This is a genomic window from Ramlibacter sp., from assembly GCF_035655895.1.
In the GTDB taxonomy this organism is placed as follows: domain Bacteria; phylum Pseudomonadota; class Gammaproteobacteria; order Burkholderiales; family Burkholderiaceae_C; genus Ramlibacter.
This window is the reverse complement of record NZ_DASRTN010000004.1, coordinates 196,837-217,201: the sequence shown is the minus strand read 5'-3', so window position 1 is coordinate 217,201 and position 20,365 is coordinate 196,837. Positions and strand designations below refer to the sequence as shown.

Genomic DNA, 20,365 nt, shown 5'->3' with positions numbered 1-20,365 from the left:
GGGTTCCTCAGCGGAGTTTCAGGGGGTCCATCACCAGCTTGCCGTCCACGCCGCCTTCCAGGCGGATCTGGGTCGGCTTGCCGCGCAGCTCGCGGGGCAATGGCACGTCGCTCGTGCGGTACACGCCGGCGATGGAGATGAGTTCGGGTTCCAGGCAGAGCGTCACGATGCGGGCGGCGTCATGGCCCCGCGCACCGGCGATGGCCTTGCCGCGCAGCGGCGCGTACACGTGGATGCTGCCGTCGGCAATGACCTCGGCGCCCGGGTTCACCATCGACATCACCACCAGGTCGCGCCCGCGTGCGTACACCTGCTGGCCCGAGCGCAGCGGCCGGTCGACCACCAGCGCGCCCAGCGGAATGGCGCCGTCGCCCGCCGCTGCCGGCGGCTCGGGCGTCGTCACCGGTGCCGGCTGGACACGCTCCTGCTGCGGCCGCGGGGTCGTCAGCACGGCGTCGTTCGCCGGCACCAGTCCGGCCGCCCGGGCAGCGGCCATCTGCACCGCGCCGCCGCCGCGCACCGCGACCGGCACCACCCGATAGCCGCGCAGCAGCTGCAGCAAGGCCGGGAAGTCCGGCGCCACGTCCTGGTCCTGCAGCGGCGTGAGGTCGATGACGAGGGCGTCCTGGTCGAAGAAGTCGGGGATGTCGCCGAAGCGCGCCTGCAGCTCCTGCGCCAGGGCCTGCATGTCGGCCGATTTCAACAGCAGCGACACCAGGGGGAGGTTGGCGCTCTTGATCTCGAACGTGGCAGGAGCACGGCCTGCGAGGGCAACGGACATCGATGGGGGCCTGGTACTTCTGGGGGGCCTCGGAAGGCGGGCGCATCTTAGCAGCGGCCGCAGGCGCAGTCCTACACATTCTGTTGCCGGCTGCGGGTGCAGCGCCCAGGGGTGCATGTCCAGACTGGATCCGGGGCCCGGTGGCTCCAGGAGACACCCATGAAACTGCATCACACCCCCTGGCACTGGATCGCGGTGGGCGCCGTGCTGGCGGTCGCGTTGTTCACGTTGGGCGAGGTCCACGGCCAGAGCACGGGCCCGGCCGCCGTGTTCGAGGGGCGGCCCGCCATGGCAGGCGCCCAGGCCGGCACCGGTGCCATGGCCGGCCCGCCCCAGGGCGGCCTGGGCCCGCAGAACCCCGACCAGCCCGGCGGGGGGCTGACCCTGCACCGCCCGGCCGCGGTCGAGGCGGCCGGCCCGGTGCCACCGCGCGACCCCGGCGTCGGGCGGCCCGGCGGCAGCGAGGTGCAGCCGCGGCGTGACCGCGACGCCGGCGAGGTGGTCCGCCGCGACCGCGACAGCGGTGCCTTGCGCGACCAGAACGCCGCGCCGGACAAGGCCAGGCGGGGCACCAAGCGGTCGATCGAGCGGTCCCGGCGGGGCGTCGGCGGGGTGGACAGCTGACCGGGCCGCCGGCCGCGGTCGATTTTTCTCGGGCCTCTCTTTCTTCTTAGGAAGTCCTATATCAAATTAGTAGTAGCTAGTAGAGGCTGCCCCGCGCTGTGGACAAGCGGAAAAAAGCCAGGCGTGGCCACGACTTGCTGCATCCCCGAGACTGTGGGCGGCCGTGCTTCCCGACTGCTGCGCGGACGGGAACAACTTCGGCCCGCGCCTCCGGGCTGTGGATAAGGTGCCGGTTGTGCCGGGACTGTCCCCAGAGTTGTTCCTTGACGTCCGGTGCCGGTGCGTGCCAGGCGCGCGGCGTCGGCGACGCGGCGGCCTCAGCCGAGGAGGGCGCGGGCGTGTCTCAGGTCGGCCACGAAGGCCGCGAAAGCCGCCTCCCGGTCCTCGGCCGGCATGCGCAGCAGCGCAGAGGGGTGCAGCGTGACCAGCACCTTGAGGCCATCGGGCCGCTCCAGCCAGCGGCCGCGTTCGGCGGTGACGGCCACCGGCCGGCCCATCAGCGAGCGGGCGGCGGTCGCACCCAGCGCGACCAGCGCCTTGGGCTTGACCAGCGCGATCTCGTCCTCGAGCCAGTGCAGGCAGGCGGCGGCCTCGCGCTGGCTCGGGCTCTTGTGGATGCGGCGCTTGCCGCGCAGCTCGAACTTGAAGTGCTTGACCGCGTTGGAGACGAAGACCGCATCGCGCGGCACGTCCACGGCCGCCAGCGCGCGATCGAGCAGCTGGCCGGCCGGGCCGACGAAGGGATGGCCCTGCAGGTCCTCCTGGTCGCCCGGTTGCTCGCCCACGAACATCAGCGGCGCATGCAGTCGGCCTTCACCGTTGACCGACTGGGTGGCGTGCTCGCCGATCGGGCACTCGCGGCAGCGCATGGTCGCCGCCTTGAGCTCCTCCAGCGACCGGATGCCGTCCCGGTGGAGCGTGACCACCGGATCGGCCGCGACCGGCCGCGGGATGCGCCGCTGCGGTTCGCTGGCGGGACGTTCGATCATCTGGCCGCTCCTTTGCTGCGCCTGCGCCGCCAGGCCGTCGATCAACTGCGCCTCGGGCAGGTCGGGCCAGTACTTGCGCGGCATCTCCTTGCGCATCGTGTCCAGCTTCAGCCGGGCCGGGTTGAACACGCTCTGGTAGTAGGTGAGCCACAGCTGCTCGCCGGCATCGGGCGGCGGCGCATCGGCGCGTCGCCCGCCCGGGCCGAACAGCAGCTGGCTGCCGTCCCAGCGGAGCGAGCGTTCCGGCGTCAGGATGGCCCAGCGCATGGTGGTGAAGCGGCGTGCGAACCACGGCGCCACCGCTTCCACGATGTGGTGGGTCGGCTCGAACCAGGCCACGTGCAGCACCTCGCCCGGGTGCTCGTCGTCGGCCACCTGCCGGAAACGCAGGAAGGCCTTCATCTTGTGCATGTCGCGCCGCACCGACTGCGCCATCTGCTGGGCCAGCAGCATGTCGGGGTCGATCGGGTCGTTGCGCAGCGTCGGTTCGTGCACCAGCCGCCAGAGCAGCCGGTACAACAGGGAGAAGCGCTGCGGGTCGTGGTGCAGCACCACGACCTCGCACAGCCGCAGGAACGACGCGGGGACGATGGCGGTGGCCGCCTTGGGAATGCTGCGTGCGCCGGACGGGTCGGCGCCGGGCGGCGAGGCGAAGAGATCGGCCTCAGCCTCGCTTCCGGTTTCCCACTGCACCTCGTCGGGCGGCACCTGGTGGGCCAGCAGCGCCCGGGCCTCGTTGCGAAAGCCCAGGAGATCGGTCTGGCCGGACAGGCGCGCGTGCATGGCGATCAGAACAGGACGCCCTGTTCGGGCATGCGTTCGGGTGAAGGGGTGGGAGCCTCGCCTCGCGGACGGTGGTCGGCCAGTTCGACGAAGGGCAGGACCTTGCGGGTGAGCACGTGCAGCCGCTTCAGGTCGTCGCTGCGCAGGCGCCGCACGCGCCGGGCGAGCAGCAGCCGTTCCACCGCCTTGACCCCCAGGCCCGGCACCCGCAGCAGCAGCTCCCGCGGCGCCCGGTTCAGGTCCACCGGGAAGCGCTCGGGGTGGGCCAGCGCCCAGGCGAGCTTCGGGTCGACGTCCAGCGACAGCATGCCGCCGGCGGCAGGCGGCGTGATCTCCGCGGCCTCGAAGCCGTAGAAGCGCATCAGCCAGTCGGCCTGGTACAGGCGGTGCTCGCGCACCAGCGGCGGGGCCTTCAGCGGCAGGCCGGCCGCCGCATGCGGGATGGGACTGAAGGCCGAGTAGTAGACGCGCTTGAGGGCATAGGCCCCGTACAGCTGGGCACTGGTGCCCAGGATGGTGGCGTCGTCGGTGCCGTCGGCCCCCACGATCATCTGCGTGCTCTGGCCGGCGGCCGCGAAGTGCGGCGGCTGGGCACGGGCCGGCCGCACCCCGGGCACCACGGTGACCGGCTTCTCGTCGGCCTCGCGGCGCTGTTCGCGGGCGGCGTCGATGTGCACGCGCAGCCGCGCCATCGAGCGGCGGATCGAGCCGACATCCTTTTCGGGGGCCAGCGCGCGCAGCCCGGCTTCGGTGGGCAGCTCGACGTTGATGGACAGGCGATCGGCGTACCGGCCGGCGCGCGCCAGCAGCTCGGGCGCGGCCTCCGGGATGGTCTTGAGGTGGATGTAGCCGCGGAAATCGTGGTCCTCGCGCAGCTGCCGCGCGACCTCGACCACCTGCTCCATCGTGTAGTCGGGGCTGCGGATGATGCCGCTCGACAGGAACAGGCCTTCGATGCAGTTGCGGCGGTAGAAGTCCAGCGTGAGGTGCACCACCTCCTCGACGCTGAAGCGGGCGCGCTGCACGTTGCTGCTGGCGCGGTTGACGCAGTACAGGCAGTCGTACTGGCAGAAGTTGGTCAGCAGCACCTTGAGCAGCGAGACGCAGCGCCCGTCCGGCGTGAAGCTGTGGCAGATGCCGGTGCCGTCGTTGGAGCCCAGGCCGCGGCCGTCGGACGAATCGCGGGCGCGCCCGCCGCTGGACGCGCACGAGGCGTCGTATTTCGCCGCATCGGCGAGGATCGCAAGCTTGGCCTTCAGTTCCACTGGATGACTGTACAGTGATCGGCGGCAGGCCGCACCCCCATTGGACTTGCCCCGGTGGGCGGGTGGGATTTGGGCAGCCGCAACGCGGCGGATCAGGACGGGGCTGCGCATGGCGGACTCCGAAGCGCTAGGCAGGCGCGATGTGGGCCTTCTTGCGCAGCCGTCGCGCGCGCACCTCCATCGCCAGGTACATCAGCGCGGCGATCACCAGTGGCCCGATGTAGTAGACGGAGCGGTAGCCCAGCAGGGCGGCAAGCAGCTGGCCTTCGGCGATGCGGTGGCTCAACAGCGCGATGAACACCGCCTCGAACACACCCAGGCCGGCCGGCACGTGCAGCACCACGCCCGCGATGGCGCCCACCAGCAGCACCGTCAGCACGTCGGTGTACGGCACCTTCTGCTGCAGCAGCACCCAGATGATGGCCGCCATCAGGCTCCAGTTGACGCACGAGATCGCCATCTGCAGCACGGCCATGCGCCAGGGCGGCAGGTACAGCTCGTGGCCGCGGACGTTCCAGGTGTGGTCGCCGGCGCGCCAGCAGGCGACGATGTAGGCCAGCGAGATCGCCATCAGGCCCGCCCCGATCCATTGCAGCCCGTGGTTGCCCATGTGCCACGAGGGCGGCAGCGCCAGCGGATGCACGACGAACAGGAAGCCGGCCAGCAGCTTGTAGCCCAGCCAGTTGGTCAACATGCTCATCGACACGATGCGCGTGATCACGCCCATCGGCAGCCCCAGGCGCGAGTACAGCCGGTAGCGGAAGCCCACGCCCCCCACCAGCGAGCCGATGCACAGGTTGAAGGCGTAGCTGATGAAGTTGACCGCCATCACGATCGGCGTCTTGAGCGTGTGCCCGGTGTAGCGCCGGCCGATCAGGTCGAAGCAGCTGTAGAGCAGATGGCTCGCAACGGCGAACCCGACGGCGGCCAGCAGCGCCGGCGCCGGCAGGTTCTGCAGCGATGCGAGCACGTCGTCCCAGTCGATGTGCTGGCCGTACTCGACCAGCAGCCAGGCCACGGCGACGAAGAAGGCGATCGACAGGCCGCGCTTGAGCCAGGGCCACCAGGGACGCTTCGGACGTGCCGCCGGGGCCGGGTTCGCCGCCGCCGCGCGCGCATCGCGCGGGGTCTCGACCACGTCGTCGTTGGCGGCCTCGCGCAGGCCCCGCGGCAGCGAATGGGTGTTCATCGTCCGTCCCGGTGGGCGTACGCATGGGCCAGCACGGCCGGGTCGGCCAGGCGCGGGCGGTGCCGCGGCAGCCAGGACACCAGGCTGGGATAGAGGCGCACCAGGTGGAAGGCCAGGAAGCTGCGCAGCACGTGGACGAAGCCGCCCGAAGCCTCGAGCTCCTCGGCCTGGATCTGCTTGCAGCTGTGGCGCACCAGATGGTCGAGCCGCTCGTGCAGGTGCGCGTTGAAGGCGCGGTCCCGGATGATCACGTTGGCTTCCAGGTTGAGCGACAGGCTCAAGGGATCGAGGTTGCTCGATCCCACCGTCGACCATTCGTCGTCGGCCAGCGCCACCTTGCCGTGCAGTGGACGTTCGCAGTACTCGTAGATGCGCACGCCGGCTTTCACCAGGTGGCTGTACAGCGCGCTGGCGGCCGTCTTGACGATCGGCATGTCGGGCTGGCCCTGCAGGATCAGCCGCACGTCCACGCCCCGGCGCGCGGCGCGCCGCAGGTCGCGGATGAGCCGGTAGCCGGGGAAGAAGTAGGCGTTGGCGATGACGATCCGATGCCGTGCCAGCCGGATGGCGAGCCGGTACTGCCGCTCGATGTCGGTGGTGTGGAAGCTGTTGTCGCGCGAGACCAGCATGGCCCGCGCGGTGCCGGCGTGCGGCAGCTCGTGGGCCGCGTGGCGCACCTGGCGCCGCCAGCGCCAGAAGCGGCGGTGCTCGCCGTGGCGCGAGCCCGCGGTGAGGTTGGCATGCACGAAGCGGTGGATCTCCGCCACCACCGGGCCGCGGATCTCCACCGCGTAGTCCTGCTTGGCTTCCGGACCGTAGTCGGCCAGGTGGTCGGCCGAGTAGTTGATGCCGCCGACGAAGGCGATCTCGCCGTCGACGACCACGATCTTGCGGTGCATGCGGCGCAGCAGCTTGGGTCGCAGGCCGAAGGGGCGCGGACCCGGGTCGAACACGTGCAGCCGCACGCCGGCTTCGCGCAGGCCCGCGATGAACTGCGGCGACAGGTCCGGCGAACCCCAGCCGTCGATCGTCACGTCCACCTGGACGCCGCGCCGCGCCGCCGCGACCAGCACCTCGTGCAGCGCCAGCCCCACCTTGTCCTCGAACAGGATGAAGGTCTCGAGCACGACTTCCTTGCGGGCGTCGGCGATGCGCTGGAACACGCAGGGGTAGAACGCCTCGCCGTTCTCCAGCAGGGTGAAGTGGTTACCGTCGAACCAGCGGCCGGCCATGGGCAATCCGTTTCAGAGAGTCAGAGATGGATCTCGGCCACCAGCGGCGCGTGGTCGGACAGATGCGACCACGGCTTGCGTGGCAGCACCACGGGCAGGTGGACCGAGGCGTTGCGCACGTAGATGCGGTCCAGGCACAGGAGCGGGAAGCGCGAGGGGAACGTCTTGGCGGGCTCGCCGTACGCGTTGACGAACACTTCGCGCAGGCCGATCTCGCGCTCCAGGATCGCGTTGGCACGGCGTCGCCAGTCGTTGAAGTCGCCCGCGACCACCAGCGGCGCGTCGTCGGGCACCTCGCTGCGCACCATCTCGCACAGCAGGTCCAGCTGCTGCACCCGGTGCGACTCGGCCAGCCCCAGGTGCACGCAGATGCAGTGCACGTCGACCGGCTGGCCCGGCACGCGCAGCACGCAATGCAGCAGCCCGCGCTTTTCCGGCCCGGGGAGCGAGACGTCGTGGTTCTGGAAATGCACGATGGGGAACTTGGACATCACCGCGTTGCCGTGTTCCCCCTTGGGATAGACGACGTTGCGCCCGTAGGCGAACTGCGGCCAGATGCTCTCGGCCAGGAACTCGTGGTGCGGCGCGTCGGGCCAGTCGGCGAACCGCTTGCCATGCTCCTCGTGCGCGCCCAGCACCTCCTGCAGGAACACCACGTCCGCGCCCACCTTGCGCACGGCGTCGCGCAGCTCCGGCAGCATGAACTTCCGGTTGAAGCTGGTGAAGCCCTTGTGGATGTTGACCGTCATGACGGTGAGCGGCGCCGCGCTGGCCGGGGTCTCTGGCATTCCCTGGGGATGAAGATGGATGGAGACGGCCAGTTCTACCGACGGGCTCTACAGCAGGGTGTAGGACGCAAGGCAGATCTGGTGTCGATCCCGGTGCGAGCGCGCGTGGGGCAGTTCCGCGCCCCCCACGGAGGCTGGGCTTGGCCGCAGAATCCCTTCCTCAGCCACTCTTGCCGACCCCGAGGTTCCGATGCGCTCCGTCCACCCCGCCGTGTCCCGTGTCCTGTTCCTGGCCTGTGCCGTCGCGCTGGGCGTCGTCGCCGCGCCTGCCGGGGCCGAAGGCCTGGCGCCCGGGGGCGCGTTCGTCCAGGGTGGGGGCGGTGAGCGCGACGTCGGCGTGGGGGCCGTCGGCCTGCTGTGGCCATGGGCCTGGCGCTCCTCGTTTGCGGGCACGCAGGTGACCGGCGAGACCGAGCTGTTCGCCGCCGCGTGGCGGGCGCGGCGCGTCGGCGGCGGCAAGCAGACCTACGCGCAGCTGGGACTGGTGCCGTTGCTGCGCCTGCGGCCCGGCGAAGGCCGCTCGCCCTGGTTCTTCGAGGCCGGCATCGGCGTGTCGTACACCGACGATGTGTTCGTCACGCCTGACAAGACCTTCAGCACGCGCTGGAACTTCAGCGACAACCTCGGGTTCGGCCGCAGCTTCGGCCAGCAGCGGCAGCATGAAGTGAGCCTGCGGCTGCAGCACACGTCCAACGCGGGCATCCGCAAGCCCAACCCGGGCGAGGACCTGCTCCTGGTGCGCTACACGACCCGCTTCTGACGACGGTCCGCTGCGGCCCGGGCCCGCGTCGCCGGTCCCCCGGGTCCTACAGGCATCGCCTCGCGCGTCCGGCACCTGCGCCGCCGGGCGCTGCCTAGAGTCTTCCCATGCCCCGCACCCACGGGGCTGTGCTTTCCGTCCCCCGGGCGGGACGACGTGATGCGGCTGCCGCGTGCGGCCCATCGTTCCAACAAACCCCAGAACCTGAAGGAGTGACTCCCATGCGAGCCAACACCAAGACCACGACCCTCTCGCTGCTGCTGGCCGGCCTGCTCGGCGCCGGTGCCGCGTTCGCCGAGAACAATCCGTCGGGGACCGCCGACGTGTCCACCGGCGGGCAGTCCAGCACCATGAGCGGCGGCGTGCCGAACATGGCCACGACCAACCAGCCCGCCGCGGCCCCGGTGCCTTCCACCAGCACCATGGGCGCGGCGCCCGCGCCCTACAGCGGTGCCACCGCGCCGGTCTACGGCGCCGAGCCGCAGGCGGCCCGCAGTGCACCGCGCGCGACCTATGGCGGCGCGTCGACGATGGACATCCCGGTGCGGGGCGGCGAGGTCTCGACGATGACCGAGGGCCGTCCGAATTTCGTGACCAACAACCACACGCCGGACGGCTCGATCGGCGACGCGCGCCATGTGCAGCCGGCGCCGGTGGTGGTGCAGGGCACCGGCGAGGCCAGCACGCTGGTGGGTGGCCGCCCCAATGCCAACCCGGAAGATCCGGTGGTGGTGCGCAGTCTGGCCGAGCGCCGTGCCGCCTACGAGGCGGAGCAGGCCGAGCGCATGCGCCTGCGCCAGCAGTCGACGCTGGGCAACAGCGCCGCGCCGGCCGGCTCGCAGTAACAGCCCCGACGCCAACGAGAAAGGCCTGCGCGGGATGCCGCGCAGGCCTTTGCGTTGGTGGGAGCCGCGCCGCGATCAGCCGTGGTGCAGGCGGTGCTCGCCGCCGTGCATCCGGCGCGGCTGGAACATGCGCGCGGTCTCGGCGTCGAAGGTCTTCTTCTGCTCGGTGCTGAGCGTCGCATAGAAGGCTTTCGTCGCGTCGGCGCGGCGGTCCATCTCGGCGTTGCGCTGGTCACGCAGGGCGCGCATCTGGTCGATGCGGTCGGGCGTGCTCATCGACGCCAGCGCGGCCGGATCGGGGCGTTGGCGGCCGGCGGCCGGCTGCATCGCGGTGGTGAAGCTGGTCCAGGCGGCTTCCTGGCCGGCGTTGAGCTGCAGCTTCTGCTTCAGGTCGGCCAGGCGCTTGTTCATGTGCTCGGCCATGCGCTGCGGATCGTGGTGCTTGCGCTGCACCTGGGCGCCGGGCGCCGGCGCGTCGCCGGTCGCGGGCGCGGGTTGTGCCTGGGCAGCCAGGCCGATGCCGGCCAGCAGGGCGGCGGTGATGAGGTGTCGGCGCAGGGAATGGGTCATGGTGTCCTTCCTTTCGGTGTGGGCCCGGGTCGGGGGAGGTGGCCCAGGGTGAGGAGAAGTCTCGCGCCGCCATGTCAGCCGCCGAAGTCCGCGACGTCACGGCGGTGTAAAGCCGGCCATTGGCGCTTGTCACAGTTGCCGCCCAGGCGCGACGGCGGGCGTGCGGCGGCTCCTACGCCAGGTGCGCGTGCGCGGCCACACCGCCCGCCCCGCGCGGTGGCCAGCATCGCGCCACACACTGCGGGAGACTGCCATGCAAGTGCGCTTGGTGCGGCCCTGGGCCGTGTTCTGGGTTGGGGCGGCGATGGCCGGCGGCGGGGCCGCGCAGTCTGCCGGTGCCGAGTCGGACGCGCCGCCGCCGGTGCCCGGACAGGTGATGAGCGACGTTCAGCCACTGCCGGCCGAAGACCGTGACAGCGCCGGTGCGCTGCTGCTGCACGACTCGCGCGTGCGTGCGCAGCGCGGCGAAGCCTCGGGGGCGGCCGGCTGGCGGGGGCCTGTCTCCAGCATCGGCCGTGGCGTGTCGCGGCTGCTGGCGGGCGAGCGGGTCCAGGCCGACCTGGCCGATGCGCGCGCACTGGAGCTGCAACGGCTGCGGCGCGAGGGCGCGGGCAGCCTGGCGCCGCGCTGAGCTGAGGCTGCGCGCGCCAGTCGCGCGGCTCAGCCGAACCGGCCGTTTCGGAAATCCTCGACCGCTTCGAGCAGCTGGTCGCGCGTGTTCATCACGAACGGCCCGTACTGGGCGATCGGTTCGCGCAACGGCTTGCCGGCGATGAGCAGGGCACGCACCGGCTCGGGCGAGCCCGCGGCAGGGCGCAGCAGCACGCCGTCGCCTGCGTTGGCCAGCACGGCCATGCGGCCGCGCGGCACCGGCGTCGCCCGGCCGGCGGCATCGACCACCTCGAGGGCGCCGCGGTAGACGCAGATGAACGCGTTGTGCGCCGGCGGCAGCGGCTGGCTGAACGCGGCCCCGGACGCGGCATCGAAATGCAGGTCGAGGTAGAGCGGCTCGGTGCCTTCGCGCTGCACGCTGCCGGCCACGCCCTGGCACGTGCCCGCGATCACGCGCACGGTCACGCCGGTCGGCGTGCGCAGTTCGGGGATCTCGGCACTCTGGATGTCGCGGTACCAGGGCTCGCGCAACTTGTCGCGAGCCGGCAGGTTGAGCCAGAGCTGGAAGCCTTCCATGACGCCGTGCTCCTGCTCCGGCATCTCGCTGTGCACCAGACCCCGGCCGGCCGTCATCCACTGCACGCCGCCGTTCTGCAGCAGGCCCTCGTGGCCGTGGCTGTCGCGGTGCCGCATGCGGCCGCTGATCATGTAGGTGACGGTCTCGAAGCCGCGGTGCGGATGGTCGGGGAAGCCGGCGCCATAGTCGTCGGGATCGTCGCTCGCGAAGTTGTCGAGCATCAGGAACGGGTCGAGCCGGCGCTGCAGGTCCTGGGTGAGCAGGCGCGTCAGCTGGACGCCGGCGCCGTCGCTGGTGGCCTGGCCGCTGACGAGGCGTTCGACGCCGCGGGGATGGGAGACGCTGTCCATCGGCCGATTACAGCGGAAAGCACAAGCCCTTGGCGGCGACGCTCTCTCGCCGTGATGCGCTGTGCTCCTACGGCCGCGGGCCGGCGGCGATCCGAGCATCCAGCCATCGCCGGCACGGCCGGCCAGGAGATCGCATGAACACCTTGCAGCGCCTCAGGCAGTACGACGAACAACGGCCGGGTTTCCCCGGCGAGCACTGGCTGGCCCTGGCGGCCGGCCTGGGCCTGTGGATGGTCACGCGGCGGCATCCGTCCTTCCTGCTGCGCACCGCCGGCCTCACCGCCGGCACCGCGCTGGTCGGGCGGGCGGCGAGCGGTCGCGACGGCATCCGCAAGCTGGTGCGCTGGCTGCCGGTCGGGCGCGGCATCCGGGGTTGATGGCCGGGAGCGCGCCGGCTCCCCGCAACCTCCGCCAGGCCGTTCAGGCGGCCTGGGTTTGCCCGCTCGCAGCGAGGGTGGGATAGTCCGTGTAGCCCCTGGCACCGCCACCGTAGAAGGTGGTCTTGTCGGCCGGGTTCAGCGGCGCACCGGTGCGCAGCCGCTCCACCAGGTCGGGGTTGGCGATGAAGGGCCGGCCGAAGGCCACCAGGTCCGCGCCTTGCGCGAGGGCCTGCTCGGCCAGGGCGCGGTCATAGCCGTTGTTGACCATCCAGGCCGCCTTGCCGCCGGCCTCGCGGTAGGCGCGCTTGAGCGCCGCGTAGTCGAACGGCCGCTCGGGCAGCTCGCGCGGGCCGCCGGTGGCGCCTTCGATGATGTGCACGTAGGCGAGGCCGAGCGGCGCGAGCTGCCGCAGGACGTACTCGAAGAGCGCCTGCGGTTGCGGGTCGTTCACGTCGTTGGCCGGCGTCACGGGCGACAGGCGGATGCCGGTCACGCCACCGCCGATCTCCTCGACCACGGCGCGCATCACCTCGAGCAGCAGGCGGGCCCGGTTCTCGATCGAGCCGCCGTAGTCGTCGGTGCGCTGGTTGGAGGAGCGCTTGAGGAACTGGTCGAGCAGGTAGCCGTTGGCGCCGTGGACCTCGACGCCGTCGAAGCCGGCGCTGGTGATGGCGTGGCGGGCCGCGCGGCGGTAATCCTGGACGATCCCGGGCAGCTCGGCCGCCTCGAGGGCACGCGGCTCCGAGGTCGGGACGAACTCGCCGGAGCCGTCGGCACGCACCAGGTAGGTCTTGGTCTGCGCGGTGATCGCCGAGGGCGCGACCGGCTTCTGGCCGCCCGGCTGCAGGTCGACGTGGGACACGCGGCCGACGTGCCACAGCTGGGTGACGATGCGGCCGCCGCGGGCGTGCACGGCGTCGGTGACGCGCTTCCAGCCGTCCAGCTGCTCGCTGCCGTACAGGCCTGGCACGTCGGCGTAGCCCTGGCCCTGGTGGCTGATGGCGGTGGCCTCGGTGATCAGCAGTCCGGCACTGGCGCGCTGGGCGTAGTACTCGGCCATCAGGGGCGTGGGGACGGCGTCGGGCGCGCGGTTGCGGGTGAGCGGCGCCATGACGACGCGATTGGACAGTTGGAGTGCGCCGGCGCGGACCGGTTCGAACAGGCTGGGCATGCGGTGGATGTGGAGTGATGAAGAAGCGCGCACAGGTTAGTCACCGGGGGAATTCCCCGGGCCTGCGGCGGAATGCGGGATGTGGTTGCCGCGCCGGCATGGGCCGACGCGGCGCGGGCGCGGGCAGGCCTACTTCAGCAGGCCTTCGGCCTTCATGGCTTCCTGCACCGCCGGGCGGGCTGCCATGCGCTCGCGGAACGCCAGCAGGTTCTTCAGGCCCGAGAGGTCGATCTTCATCGGTGCCGCCCAGTTGCTGACGGTGAACAGGTAGGCGTCGGCCACGCTGAAGTTCTCGCCCATCAGGTAGGGCTTGTCGGCCAGCTGGCCATCGACCCATTGCAGCCGGGAGGCCAGCCGCTCGCGGTAGATCTGCTTGCCTTCCTCGGGCATCGCCGGGTTGAACAGCGGCGAGAACGACTTGTGGATCTCGGTGCCGATGAAGGTGAGCCACTCCTGCAGGCGGTACCGGGGCAGGGTGCCGTTGGCCGGCACGAGGTTCTTGGTGGGCACCTGGTCGGCGATGTACTGCACGATCGCCGGGCCTTCGCGCAGGCGGGTGCCGTCGTCCAGCTCGAGCAGCGGCACGTAGCCGAGCGGGTTGATGCCGTAGTAGTCGGTGCCGTCCTGCAGCTGGTGCGTCTTGGTGCTGGCCAGCACCGGCTCGAACGCCAGGCCCGCTTCACGCAGGACGATGTGGGGCGACAGCGAGCAGGCGCCCGGGGAGTAGTACAGCTTCATGTGAATTAAATCTCTTCCTCGTGGATGGGAGCCGGATGCTAGCCGCGTGCGGGATTCCCTGCAGGCACACGCCTTGGGACAATCTGCTCATGCGTGCATGGATGAAATGGGGAGCGGGCGCCGGGGCCACGGCGGTGGTGGTGGGGGCGGTGGGCCTGGGGGCGGTCTGGCGCTGGGCCTCGAGCGACGATTTCCGCGGCCGCGCGCAGCAGGCGGCATCGCAGGCGCTGGGTGTGCCGGTGCAGCTCGGGCGCATCGAGGTCGCGCTGTGGCCCTCGATCGCCGTGGCCCTGCGCGATGTGCGCGTGCAGACCCAGCCGGCGCTCACGCTCGAGCAGATCGATGCGACGCCGCAGTGGCCGGCGCTGCTGGCCGGCCGGCCGGCGCTCGACGCGCTGGTGGTGCGCAACGCGGTGCTGCCGCAGCAGGGCCTGGTGGCGCTGGCCGCCGGGCTGCAGAAGCCGTCGACCACGCCCACGGCCGCGCCCGTGTTGCCGCGGCGCATCCTGCTGGACCGGGTGACCTGGGTCGATGCCACCGGCCAGCGCCTGACGGTGGATGCCGAAGTCGCGTTCGGCGACCAGCCGCTGCCGCACAGCGCCCGGGTCGACATCGTGGGCGGCCGCTATGCGGGCGCCAAGGCGCGCCTGCAGCGGGAGGCGGATGCCTGGCAGCTGCGCGCCGACATCGGCGGCGGCACCGTGCGCGGGCCGTTGCGGCTGGCGCCCCAGCGGGCGGGTGGCTGGCGTCTGAGTGGCGAGCTGGTGACCGAGAAGGTCGAGGTGTCCGCGCTGACCGCGCCGAGCCGCCCGCTGACCGGCAAGCTCGATGCGCGCACCACGCTGCAGGCCGACTTCCGTGACGCGGGCGCGCTGGCCGATGCGATGCGGACGCAGACGCGCTTCACGGTGCGCCAGGCGGTGGTCCATGGCATCGATCTCGCGCAGGCGGTGCGCACCCTGGGCATTAGCCGCGACGGGCAGACCCAGCTCGACACGCTCACCGGGCAGGTGGCCACGCAGGGCAAGCTGGTGCACATGACCAACCTGGTCGCCACGTCCGGTTCGCTGGCGGCCAATGGCCAGGTGACGCTCGCGCCGGACCTGGCGCTGAGCGGCCGGGTGGTGGCGTCGCTGGCCGGCGCGCTGGGAGTGCCGCTGCAGGTCGCAGGGACCCTGGACGCGCCGTCGGTCAGCCCGGCCGGGCTGTCGATCCCGGCGGCCGAGGGGCTGGGCGACCGCATCGGCAAGGGTCTCAAGGGGCTGTTCGGCGGCTGACCGGCGCGTGCGCGGCGCGGCCTACAGCCGCGCAGGCTGGAGGCTGATCGTGCCGCGGCACGGCCGGCGGGATGATCGCGTGCGGCGCGCAGCGCCGGAGCCTGCCATGCACCTGTCCACCGTCGAAACCCTCCTGGAGTACCGGGTGCGCGAGCCGTCGCACTTCTGCTTCAACCTGGAAGCCGCGCACTGGCCCGGGCAGGTGATCGTCAGCGAGGAACTGGTGGTCGATCCGCCGCTGCCGCGGCGCGCCTTCGGCGAGGGCGACAGCGGCAACCGCTTCTTCCGTTTCGACGCGCCGCCCGGCGTGGTGACGGTGGCCTACAAGGCCGACGTGGAGGTGCACGGCGAGCCGGTGGCCGGCGACCTGGCCGAAGCCCCGGCCGGTGCCCTGCCCGATGCCTTGCTGCGCGACCTGCTGCCCACCCGCTACTGCGAATCGGACGTGCTGTGCGGATTCGCGCGCGCCGAGTTCGGCCACCTGCCGCCCGGCCTGGCACGCGTGCGGCACATCGTCGACTGGGTGCACCGCCACATGGCCTACCGGCCTGGCAGCACCACTTCGAGCACCACCGCGCGCGAGGCGCTGGAGCAGCGGGCCGGGGTGTGCCGCGATTTCGCGCATGTGGCCATCACCTTCTGCCGGGCGCTGAACATCCCGGCGCGGCTGGTCGCCGGCTACGTGTGGTTCGACGAGCCGCCGCAGGACTTCCACGCCATCTTCGAGGCCTGGCTGGGCGGACGCTGGGTGCTGTTCGATCCCACCGGCATGGCGCCCGTGGACCGACTGGTGCGCACCGGGACCGGCCGCGACGCCAAGGACGTGGCGTTCTGCACCTCGTTCGGCGCGGTGGAACTGGCACGCAAGCTGGTGACCGTGCTGGAGCACGACCCTCGCGGCGGCACCGCGGCCCCGGCGCCGCTGGCGACGGGCCTGGTCGCGGCCTGATCGGCGCGCGGGCCGGTCCGATCGCACCGTCCCCGGGCCCCGGCCCTAGGTCTTGTACGAGGGATCCTCGCGATCGAGCTTGCGCAGCAGCGCGGGCCACGCGATGTTCGCCCCCTGGCCCGCGGTGACGGCCTTCATCACCTGCGGCAGGCCCTGCAGGATGGCGGGGTCGACCATCACCAGTTCGCCCCCGGCCTGGGCGTCGATCTGGATGCGGCAGGCGTTCTCGAAGGTGTACATCGACAGGAAGGCATCGGCGACGCTGCGCCCCACGGTCAGCAGGCCGTGGTTGCGCAGCAGCAGGAAGGTCTTGCGGCCCATGTCGGCCACCAGGCGCGGCTTCTCCTCGTCGCGCAGCGCCACGCCCTCGTAGGCGTGCGTTGCGAGGGAGGCGAGCACGAAGGTGCTCTGCTGACTGATGGGCAGCACGCCGCATGCCTGCGCGCTCACCGCCACGCCGGCCCGGGTGTGCGTGTGCAGGACGCACTGCACGTCCTCGCGGGCCTCGTGGAGGCAGCTGTGGATCACGAACCCCGCCGGATTGACCGGGAAGGGCGAGTCGATCACCTTGTTGCACTGGGCGTCGACCTTCACCAGCGAGGACGCGGTGATCTCGTCGAACATCAGGCCGTAGGGATTGATCAGGAAGTGGTGCTCGGGCCCGGGCACGCGGGCGCTGATGTGGGTGAACACCAGGTCGCTCCAGCCGTAGGCGGCGACGAGGCGGTAACAGGCGGCGAGGTCGACCCGCAGCGCCCATTCCTCGGCGCTGACGAGTTCCTTGACGGAGGGGATGTGCATGGGGTCTCCTGGAACAGCGGCGGCGTTGCCGCGCGCCGTCCCTGCACTCTAGCCGGGCGCGCCCCGTCGCCGCTGTCCCTGCGAGGACAAGGCCCTCAGCGGGCCGCGGTCAGGGTTTCGAGGCGGGCCAGGTAGTGCAGGGCCGCCGCGGCGTCGGCGCCGCACATGTCGGGCTCCGGTTGCAGGCTGGCGCAGACGGCGGGCCGCTGCGGATGGCCGAAGATGCGGCAGCGGTTGTCCGCGTCCAGCTGCACGCAGCGCACGCCGGCGGGCTTGCCCTGCGGCATGCCGGGAATGGCCGAGCTGATCGAGGGCGCGATGCAGCAGGCCCCGCAGCCGGGCCGACAGGCGAGGGCGCTCATGGCTGCTGGAGGCGCCGGGCGGCCCAGAGCACCTGGTCGACCACCGCCTGCACGCCCCGGCGGGCCGGTTCGGCGACCAGCTGGCCGTCGGCGTCGAACGCCTCGGCGGCATGGCCCAGGCCGTAGGCGCGCGGGGCCACCCAGCAGTGCAGGTTCAGGAGCAGGGGCGCCAGGTGGCTCTGCGAGCGCAGCCCGCCCAGCGCACCCGGGGACGCGCTGAGCATGCCGGCGACCTTGCCGCGGGTCGATTTGAAGCCGTCCGTCCACGCCGGATCGGCCTTCACGGGCGAGGAGATCCAGTCCAGCGTGTTCTTCAGCAGCGCCGGATAGCTCGCGTTGTATTCGGGGACGCAGATGATCCAGGCCGGATGCTCGAAGGCGATCTGCTTGAGCCGCAGCACGTCGGCGGGCGTGCCACGCGCTTCCAGGTCGGCGTTGTAGAGCGGCACGTCGAAGTCGGCCAGCTCGAGGTAGGTGACTTGCGCGCCGGCGGCCCGGCCCATGGTGGCGGCGACCCCGGCCAGCTGGCGGTTGAACGAGGCGGCGCGGGTGCTGCCGGCAAAGACGAGAAGCTGCATCCGCCAATTGCACCACACCCATGCGGGCCGCACGGCCAGTGAGCACTCGCTGGCGCGCGATCGCCACCCGAACCGTAAAATCGCGGGTTCCGATCAGCACCCCCGCGCCCGGGTCAAGGCGCCCATCCATGTTCTATCCCGAAGAGTTCGACGTCATCGTCGTCGGCGGCGGTCACGCCGGCACCGAGGCGGCCCTGGCGGCCGCCCGCATGGGCTGCCGCACGCTCCTGCTCACCCACAACATCGAAACGCTGGGGCAGATGAGCTGCAACCCCTCGATCGGCGGCATCGGCAAGGGCCATCTGGTCAAGGAGGTCGACGCGCTGGGTGGTGCCATGGCCCTCGCGACCGACGAAGCGGGCATCCAGTTCCGCATCCTCAACGGCTCCAAGGGTCCGGCCGTGCGCGCCACCCGCGCCCAGGCCGACCGCGTCCTCTACAAGGCGGCCATCCGCCGGATGCTGGAGAACCAGCCCCAGCTCACCTTGTTCCAGCAGGCGGTCGACGACCTGATGGTCGAGGGCGACCGGGTGGTGGGCGCGGTCACGCAGGTCGGCATCCGGTTCCGCGCCCGCACCGTCGTGCTCACCGCCGGAACCTTCCTCGACGGCAAGATCCACGTCGGCCTGAACAACTACGCGGCCGGCCGTGCCGGCGATCCGCCGGCCGTGTCGCTGTCGGCCCGGCTGAAGGAACTGCAGCTGCCGCAGGGCCGGCTCAAGACCGGCACGCCGCCCCGGCTGGACGGGCGCACCATCGATTTCAGCCGCTGTGAGGAGCAGCCGGGCGATCTGGATCCGGTGCCGGTGTTCAGCTTCATGGGGGATGCGGCCATGCATCCGCGGCAGGTGCCGTGCTGGATCACGCACACCAACGAGCGCACGCACGAGATCATCCGGTCGGGCTTCGACCGCAGCCCGATGTTCACCGGGAAGATCGAGGGGGTGGGGCCGCGCTACTGTCCGAGCGTCGAGGACAAGATCAACCGCTTCGCCGACAAGGACAGCCACCAGGTCTTCCTGGAGCCGGAAGGCCTGACGACCAACGAGTTCTATCCCAACGGCATCTCGACCAGCCTGCCGTTCGACGTGCAGTACGCCCTGGTGCGCACGCTGCCCGGCCTGGAGCAGGCGCACATCCTGCGCCCGGGCTATGCGATCGAGTACGACTACTTCGATCCCCGATCGCTGCGCAGCAGTTTCGAGACGCGCCAGATCGGCGGCCTGTTCTTTGCGGGACAAATCAATGGCACGACCGGGTACGAGGAAGCTGCCGCCCAGGGGCTGTTCGCCGGCATCAATGCAGCACTTCAGTGCCAGGGGCGCGAGCCCTGGCTGCCACGGCGGGATGAGGCGTACCTCGGCGTGCTGGTGGATGACCTGATCACCAAGGGCGTGACCGAGCCGTACCGGATGTTCACCAGCCGGGCGGAGTTCCGCCTGCAACTGCGGGAAGACAACGCCGACATGCGGCTGACCGAGGCCGGGCGACAGCTCGGCTTGGTGTCCGACCCGCGTTGGGATGCGTTCAACCGCAAGCGCGACGCTGTTTCACGTGAAACGCAGAGGCTGCGCTCGTTGTGGGTGAACCCGCGCAACCTCCCGGCCAGCGAGTCCGAGCGGGTGCTCGGCAAATCGATCGAGCACGAGCACAACCTGGCGGAGCTGCTGCGCCGGCCGGAGGTGCGGTACGAGGCGCTGGTCGGCATGGATGGCGGCCGCTTCCGGTCGCCGTATGTTTCACGTGAAACGCTGGGCTCGAGCTACGACACCGTGGTCGAGCAGTTGGAGATCGGCGCCAAGTACGCCGGGTACATCGAGCGCCAGAAAGACGAGGTGGAACGGGCAGCGCACTACGAGAACCTCCGGCTTCCGGCCGAGCTGGACTACCTGCAGGTGACTGCGCTCTCGATCGAGGTCCGACAGAAACTGAGCAAGCACCGGCCCGAAACCCTGGGCATGGCATCCCGGATTTCCGGCGTGACGCCGGCCGCGATCTCGTTGCTGCTGGTGCACCTGAAGAAGCACAAGTTCAAGGGCTTCACCGAGGCCGCCAACCAGGCCAAGCAGGCTGCATGAGCGCGCCGCTGCAGCTGCGGGCCGGTGCCACCGACTTGCAGGTGGACCTGAACGACACCCAGATCGAGCAGCTGATGGCCTACCTGGGCCTGCTGCAGAAATGGGGCAAGGTCTACAACCTGACCGCGGTCCGGGAAGAGGGTGAGATCCTCACCCACCATCTTCTGGACAGCCTCGCGGCAGTGGCTCCGTTGCGCCGGCAGACCGCGGGGCGCGCGGTCCGGCTGCTCGATGTCGGTGCCGGTGCTGGCTTGCCCGGTGTGGTGATTGCCATCTGCTGCCCCGAGATCCGGGTGGAGTGTCTGGATGCGGTCGCCAAGAAGGCGGCGTTCGTCCAGCAGGCGGCGGTGACCCTCGGGCTGAAGAACCTGCGCGGCGTGCATGCCCGGGTGGAAACGGTGACGGAGTCCTATGAGGTGGTCAGCTCCCGCGCTTTTGCCTCGCTGGCGGACTTCGTGGCGGGGTCGGACAGGGCGCTCGCCGCTGGCGGCGTCTGGCTGGCCATGAAGGGAAAGCACCCGGCGGACGAGATCGCTTCGCTGCCGGCCGACGTCCAAGTGTTTCACGTGGAACAGCTTCACGTGCCCGGCTTGGCGGCGCAGCGGTGCATCGTCTGGATGCGGCGCGACCGCGACAGCGGCTGACTTACACTCGTCGCTCCAGCAA

The 20,365-nt window shown here is 71.1% G+C and carries 22 protein-coding genes; 9 read left to right on the top strand and 13 right to left on the bottom strand.

All coding sequences use genetic code 11. The features are described 5' to 3' along the window. Window positions 1-7 precede the first annotated feature (7 nt). A complete protein-coding gene (gene minC / locus VFE82_RS03015; RefSeq protein WP_324998755.1) occupies window positions 8-781 on the bottom strand; it encodes a septum site-determining protein MinC in 774 nt (257 codons plus the stop codon). A gap of 159 nt (window positions 782-940) precedes the next feature. Here minC and VFE82_RS03010 point away from each other — a divergent pair, with 159 nt between their 5' ends. Continuing rightward, window positions 941-1,405 carry a hypothetical protein gene (locus VFE82_RS03010; protein WP_324998754.1) on the top strand — a complete coding sequence of 155 codons (465 nt, stop codon included), beginning with the start codon at window positions 941-943 and terminating at the stop codon, window positions 1,403-1,405. Window positions 1,406-1,722: 317 nt separating this feature from the next. On the opposite strand, the gene VFE82_RS03005 is transcribed toward VFE82_RS03010, so the two are convergent. From VFE82_RS03005 to VFE82_RS02985, 5 genes are all read right to left on the bottom strand, one after another. Then, complete coding sequence (locus VFE82_RS03005) at window positions 1,723-3,177, bottom strand: UdgX family uracil-DNA binding protein (RefSeq protein ID WP_324998753.1); 1,455 nt, start codon at window positions 3,175-3,177, stop codon at window positions 1,723-1,725. Window positions 3,178-3,182: 5 nt separating this feature from the next. Further along, window positions 3,183-4,442, bottom strand: coding sequence for a putative DNA modification/repair radical SAM protein (locus VFE82_RS03000; RefSeq protein WP_324998752.1), 1,260 nt, complete (start codon window positions 4,440-4,442; stop codon window positions 3,183-3,185). 127 nt (window positions 4,443-4,569) lie between these two features. Beyond that, complete coding sequence (locus tag VFE82_RS02995; RefSeq protein WP_324998751.1) at window positions 4,570-5,631, bottom strand: lysylphosphatidylglycerol synthase domain-containing protein; 1,062 nt, start codon at window positions 5,629-5,631, stop codon at window positions 4,570-4,572. Beyond that, the gene (gene clsB / locus VFE82_RS02990; protein ID WP_324998750.1) at window positions 5,628-6,863 is read right to left on the bottom strand and encodes a cardiolipin synthase ClsB; all 1,236 of its coding nucleotides are present in this window, start codon (window positions 6,861-6,863) and stop codon (window positions 5,628-5,630) included. Before clsB ends, VFE82_RS02995 begins: the two co-directional genes overlap by 4 nt. A 20-nt stretch (window positions 6,864-6,883) precedes the next feature. After that, the gene (locus tag VFE82_RS02985; protein ID WP_324998749.1) at window positions 6,884-7,651 is read right to left on the bottom strand and encodes an endonuclease/exonuclease/phosphatase family protein; all 768 of its coding nucleotides are present in this window, start codon (window positions 7,649-7,651) and stop codon (window positions 6,884-6,886) included. A gap of 211 nt (window positions 7,652-7,862) precedes the next feature. Between VFE82_RS02985 and VFE82_RS02980 the strand changes: the two genes are divergently transcribed. Then, the gene (locus tag VFE82_RS02980) at window positions 7,863-8,411 is read left to right on the top strand and encodes an acyloxyacyl hydrolase (RefSeq protein ID WP_324998748.1); all 549 of its coding nucleotides are present in this window, start codon (window positions 7,863-7,865) and stop codon (window positions 8,409-8,411) included. Between the two features lie 221 nt (window positions 8,412-8,632). Then, a complete protein-coding gene (locus VFE82_RS02975) occupies window positions 8,633-9,256 on the top strand; it encodes a hypothetical protein (RefSeq protein ID WP_324998747.1) in 624 nt (207 codons plus the stop codon). Between the two features lie 75 nt (window positions 9,257-9,331). Here VFE82_RS02975 and VFE82_RS02970 read toward each other — a convergent pair whose 3' ends face one another. After that, window positions 9,332-9,826, bottom strand: a complete 495-nt coding sequence (locus VFE82_RS02970; protein ID WP_324998746.1) for a Spy/CpxP family protein refolding chaperone — start codon at window positions 9,824-9,826, stop codon at window positions 9,332-9,334. A 253-nt stretch (window positions 9,827-10,079) separates the two neighbouring features. Here VFE82_RS02970 and VFE82_RS02965 point away from each other — a divergent pair, with 253 nt between their 5' ends. Beyond that, window positions 10,080-10,457 carry a hypothetical protein gene (locus VFE82_RS02965; protein ID WP_324998745.1) on the top strand — a complete coding sequence of 126 codons (378 nt, stop codon included), beginning with the start codon at window positions 10,080-10,082 and terminating at the stop codon, window positions 10,455-10,457. A gap of 29 nt (window positions 10,458-10,486) precedes the next feature. Here VFE82_RS02965 and VFE82_RS02960 read toward each other — a convergent pair whose 3' ends face one another. Next, entirely contained in the window at window positions 10,487-11,365 is an 879-nt protein-coding gene (locus tag VFE82_RS02960) for a pirin family protein (RefSeq protein ID WP_324998744.1), read from the bottom strand. A gap of 134 nt (window positions 11,366-11,499) precedes the next feature. On the opposite strand from VFE82_RS02960, the gene VFE82_RS02955 reads away from it, so the two are divergent. Further along, on the top strand, window positions 11,500-11,742 hold the full coding sequence (locus VFE82_RS02955; protein ID WP_324998743.1) for a hypothetical protein: 243 nt from the start codon (window positions 11,500-11,502) through the stop codon (window positions 11,740-11,742). Between the two features lie 43 nt (window positions 11,743-11,785). On the opposite strand, the gene VFE82_RS02950 is transcribed toward VFE82_RS02955, so the two are convergent. Both VFE82_RS02950 and gstA read right to left on the bottom strand, forming a co-directional pair. Then, the gene (locus tag VFE82_RS02950) at window positions 11,786-12,916 is read right to left on the bottom strand and encodes an alkene reductase (protein ID WP_324998742.1); all 1,131 of its coding nucleotides are present in this window, start codon (window positions 12,914-12,916) and stop codon (window positions 11,786-11,788) included. Window positions 12,917-13,045: 129 nt separating this feature from the next. Then, window positions 13,046-13,654, bottom strand: a complete 609-nt coding sequence (gene gstA / locus VFE82_RS02945) for a glutathione transferase GstA (RefSeq protein ID WP_324998741.1) — start codon at window positions 13,652-13,654, stop codon at window positions 13,046-13,048. Window positions 13,655-13,743: 89 nt separating this feature from the next. Here gstA and VFE82_RS02940 point away from each other — a divergent pair, with 89 nt between their 5' ends. Beyond that, window positions 13,744-14,931 (top strand): hypothetical protein, encoded by a 1,188-nt coding sequence (locus tag VFE82_RS02940; protein WP_324998740.1) that lies wholly within the window; start codon window positions 13,744-13,746, stop codon window positions 14,929-14,931. A 106-nt stretch (window positions 14,932-15,037) separates the two neighbouring features. Further along, window positions 15,038-15,880 (top strand): transglutaminase family protein, encoded by an 843-nt coding sequence (locus VFE82_RS02935; protein ID WP_324998739.1) that lies wholly within the window; start codon window positions 15,038-15,040, stop codon window positions 15,878-15,880. Between the two features lie 45 nt (window positions 15,881-15,925). Here the strand turns inward: VFE82_RS02935 and VFE82_RS02930 are convergent, their stop codons facing one another. The 3 genes from VFE82_RS02930 to VFE82_RS02920 all read right to left on the bottom strand — a co-directional run bounded on the left by VFE82_RS02930 (window position 15,926) and on the right by VFE82_RS02920 (window position 17,621). After that, complete coding sequence (locus VFE82_RS02930) at window positions 15,926-16,681, bottom strand: class II aldolase/adducin family protein (RefSeq protein ID WP_324998738.1); 756 nt, start codon at window positions 16,679-16,681, stop codon at window positions 15,926-15,928. A gap of 95 nt (window positions 16,682-16,776) precedes the next feature. Next, a complete protein-coding gene (locus tag VFE82_RS02925; protein ID WP_324998737.1) occupies window positions 16,777-17,043 on the bottom strand; it encodes a YkgJ family cysteine cluster protein in 267 nt (88 codons plus the stop codon). Continuing rightward, on the bottom strand, window positions 17,040-17,621 hold the full coding sequence (locus VFE82_RS02920) for an NAD(P)H-dependent oxidoreductase (protein WP_324998736.1): 582 nt from the start codon (window positions 17,619-17,621) through the stop codon (window positions 17,040-17,042). Before VFE82_RS02920 ends, VFE82_RS02925 begins: the two co-directional genes overlap by 4 nt. A gap of 128 nt (window positions 17,622-17,749) precedes the next feature. Here VFE82_RS02920 and mnmG point away from each other — a divergent pair, with 128 nt between their 5' ends. Together mnmG and rsmG are read left to right on the top strand one after the other, a co-directional pair. Next, entirely contained in the window at window positions 17,750-19,699 is a 1,950-nt protein-coding gene (mnmG, locus tag VFE82_RS02915; protein WP_324998735.1) for a tRNA uridine-5-carboxymethylaminomethyl(34) synthesis enzyme MnmG, read from the top strand. Beyond that, window positions 19,696-20,343 carry a 16S rRNA (guanine(527)-N(7))-methyltransferase RsmG gene (rsmG, locus tag VFE82_RS02910; protein WP_324998734.1) on the top strand — a complete coding sequence of 216 codons (648 nt, stop codon included), beginning with the start codon at window positions 19,696-19,698 and terminating at the stop codon, window positions 20,341-20,343. The genes mnmG and rsmG overlap by 4 nt, the downstream gene beginning before the upstream one ends. Window positions 20,344-20,365 lie beyond the last annotated feature (22 nt).

What these genes read in the sequence shown, in the direction of transcription:
- VFE82_RS02935 (WP_324998739.1), top strand. Translation starts at nt 15,038, where the DNA reads ATGCACCTGTCCACCGTCGAAACCCTCCTGGAGTACCGGGTGCGCGAG.
- mnmG (WP_324998735.1), top strand. Translation starts at nt 17,750, where the DNA reads ATGTTCTATCCCGAAGAGTTCGACGTCATCGTCGTCGGCGGCGGTCAC.
- VFE82_RS02950 (WP_324998742.1), bottom strand. Translation starts at nt 12,916, where the DNA reads ATGCCCAGCCTGTTCGAACCGGTCCGCGCCGGCGCACTCCAACTGTCC.
- clsB (WP_324998750.1), bottom strand. Translation starts at nt 6,863, where the DNA reads ATGGCCGGCCGCTGGTTCGACGGTAACCACTTCACCCTGCTGGAGAAC.
- VFE82_RS02970 (WP_324998746.1), bottom strand. Translation starts at nt 9,826, where the DNA reads ATGACCCATTCCCTGCGCCGACACCTCATCACCGCCGCCCTGCTGGCC.
- VFE82_RS02920 (WP_324998736.1), bottom strand. Translation starts at nt 17,621, where the DNA reads ATGCAGCTTCTCGTCTTTGCCGGCAGCACCCGCGCCGCCTCGTTCAAC.
- minC (WP_324998755.1), bottom strand. Translation starts at nt 781, where the DNA reads ATGTCCGTTGCCCTCGCAGGCCGTGCTCCTGCCACGTTCGAGATCAAG.
- VFE82_RS02940 (WP_324998740.1), top strand. Translation starts at nt 13,744, where the DNA reads ATGCGTGCATGGATGAAATGGGGAGCGGGCGCCGGGGCCACGGCGGTG.
- VFE82_RS02955 (WP_324998743.1), top strand. Translation starts at nt 11,500, where the DNA reads ATGAACACCTTGCAGCGCCTCAGGCAGTACGACGAACAACGGCCGGGT.
- VFE82_RS02975 (WP_324998747.1), top strand. Translation starts at nt 8,633, where the DNA reads ATGCGAGCCAACACCAAGACCACGACCCTCTCGCTGCTGCTGGCCGGC.
- VFE82_RS02965 (WP_324998745.1), top strand. Translation starts at nt 10,080, where the DNA reads ATGCAAGTGCGCTTGGTGCGGCCCTGGGCCGTGTTCTGGGTTGGGGCG.
- VFE82_RS02925 (WP_324998737.1), bottom strand. Translation starts at nt 17,043, where the DNA reads ATGAGCGCCCTCGCCTGTCGGCCCGGCTGCGGGGCCTGCTGCATCGCG.
- VFE82_RS02995 (WP_324998751.1), bottom strand. Translation starts at nt 5,631, where the DNA reads ATGAACACCCATTCGCTGCCGCGGGGCCTGCGCGAGGCCGCCAACGAC.
- gstA (WP_324998741.1), bottom strand. Translation starts at nt 13,654, where the DNA reads ATGAAGCTGTACTACTCCCCGGGCGCCTGCTCGCTGTCGCCCCACATC.
- VFE82_RS02985 (WP_324998749.1), bottom strand. Translation starts at nt 7,651, where the DNA reads ATGCCAGAGACCCCGGCCAGCGCGGCGCCGCTCACCGTCATGACGGTC.
- rsmG (WP_324998734.1), top strand. Translation starts at nt 19,696, where the DNA reads ATGAGCGCGCCGCTGCAGCTGCGGGCCGGTGCCACCGACTTGCAGGTG.
- VFE82_RS03010 (WP_324998754.1), top strand. Translation starts at nt 941, where the DNA reads ATGAAACTGCATCACACCCCCTGGCACTGGATCGCGGTGGGCGCCGTG.
- VFE82_RS02930 (WP_324998738.1), bottom strand. Translation starts at nt 16,681, where the DNA reads ATGCACATCCCCTCCGTCAAGGAACTCGTCAGCGCCGAGGAATGGGCG.
- VFE82_RS02960 (WP_324998744.1), bottom strand. Translation starts at nt 11,365, where the DNA reads ATGGACAGCGTCTCCCATCCCCGCGGCGTCGAACGCCTCGTCAGCGGC.
- VFE82_RS03005 (WP_324998753.1), bottom strand. Translation starts at nt 3,177, where the DNA reads ATGCACGCGCGCCTGTCCGGCCAGACCGATCTCCTGGGCTTTCGCAAC.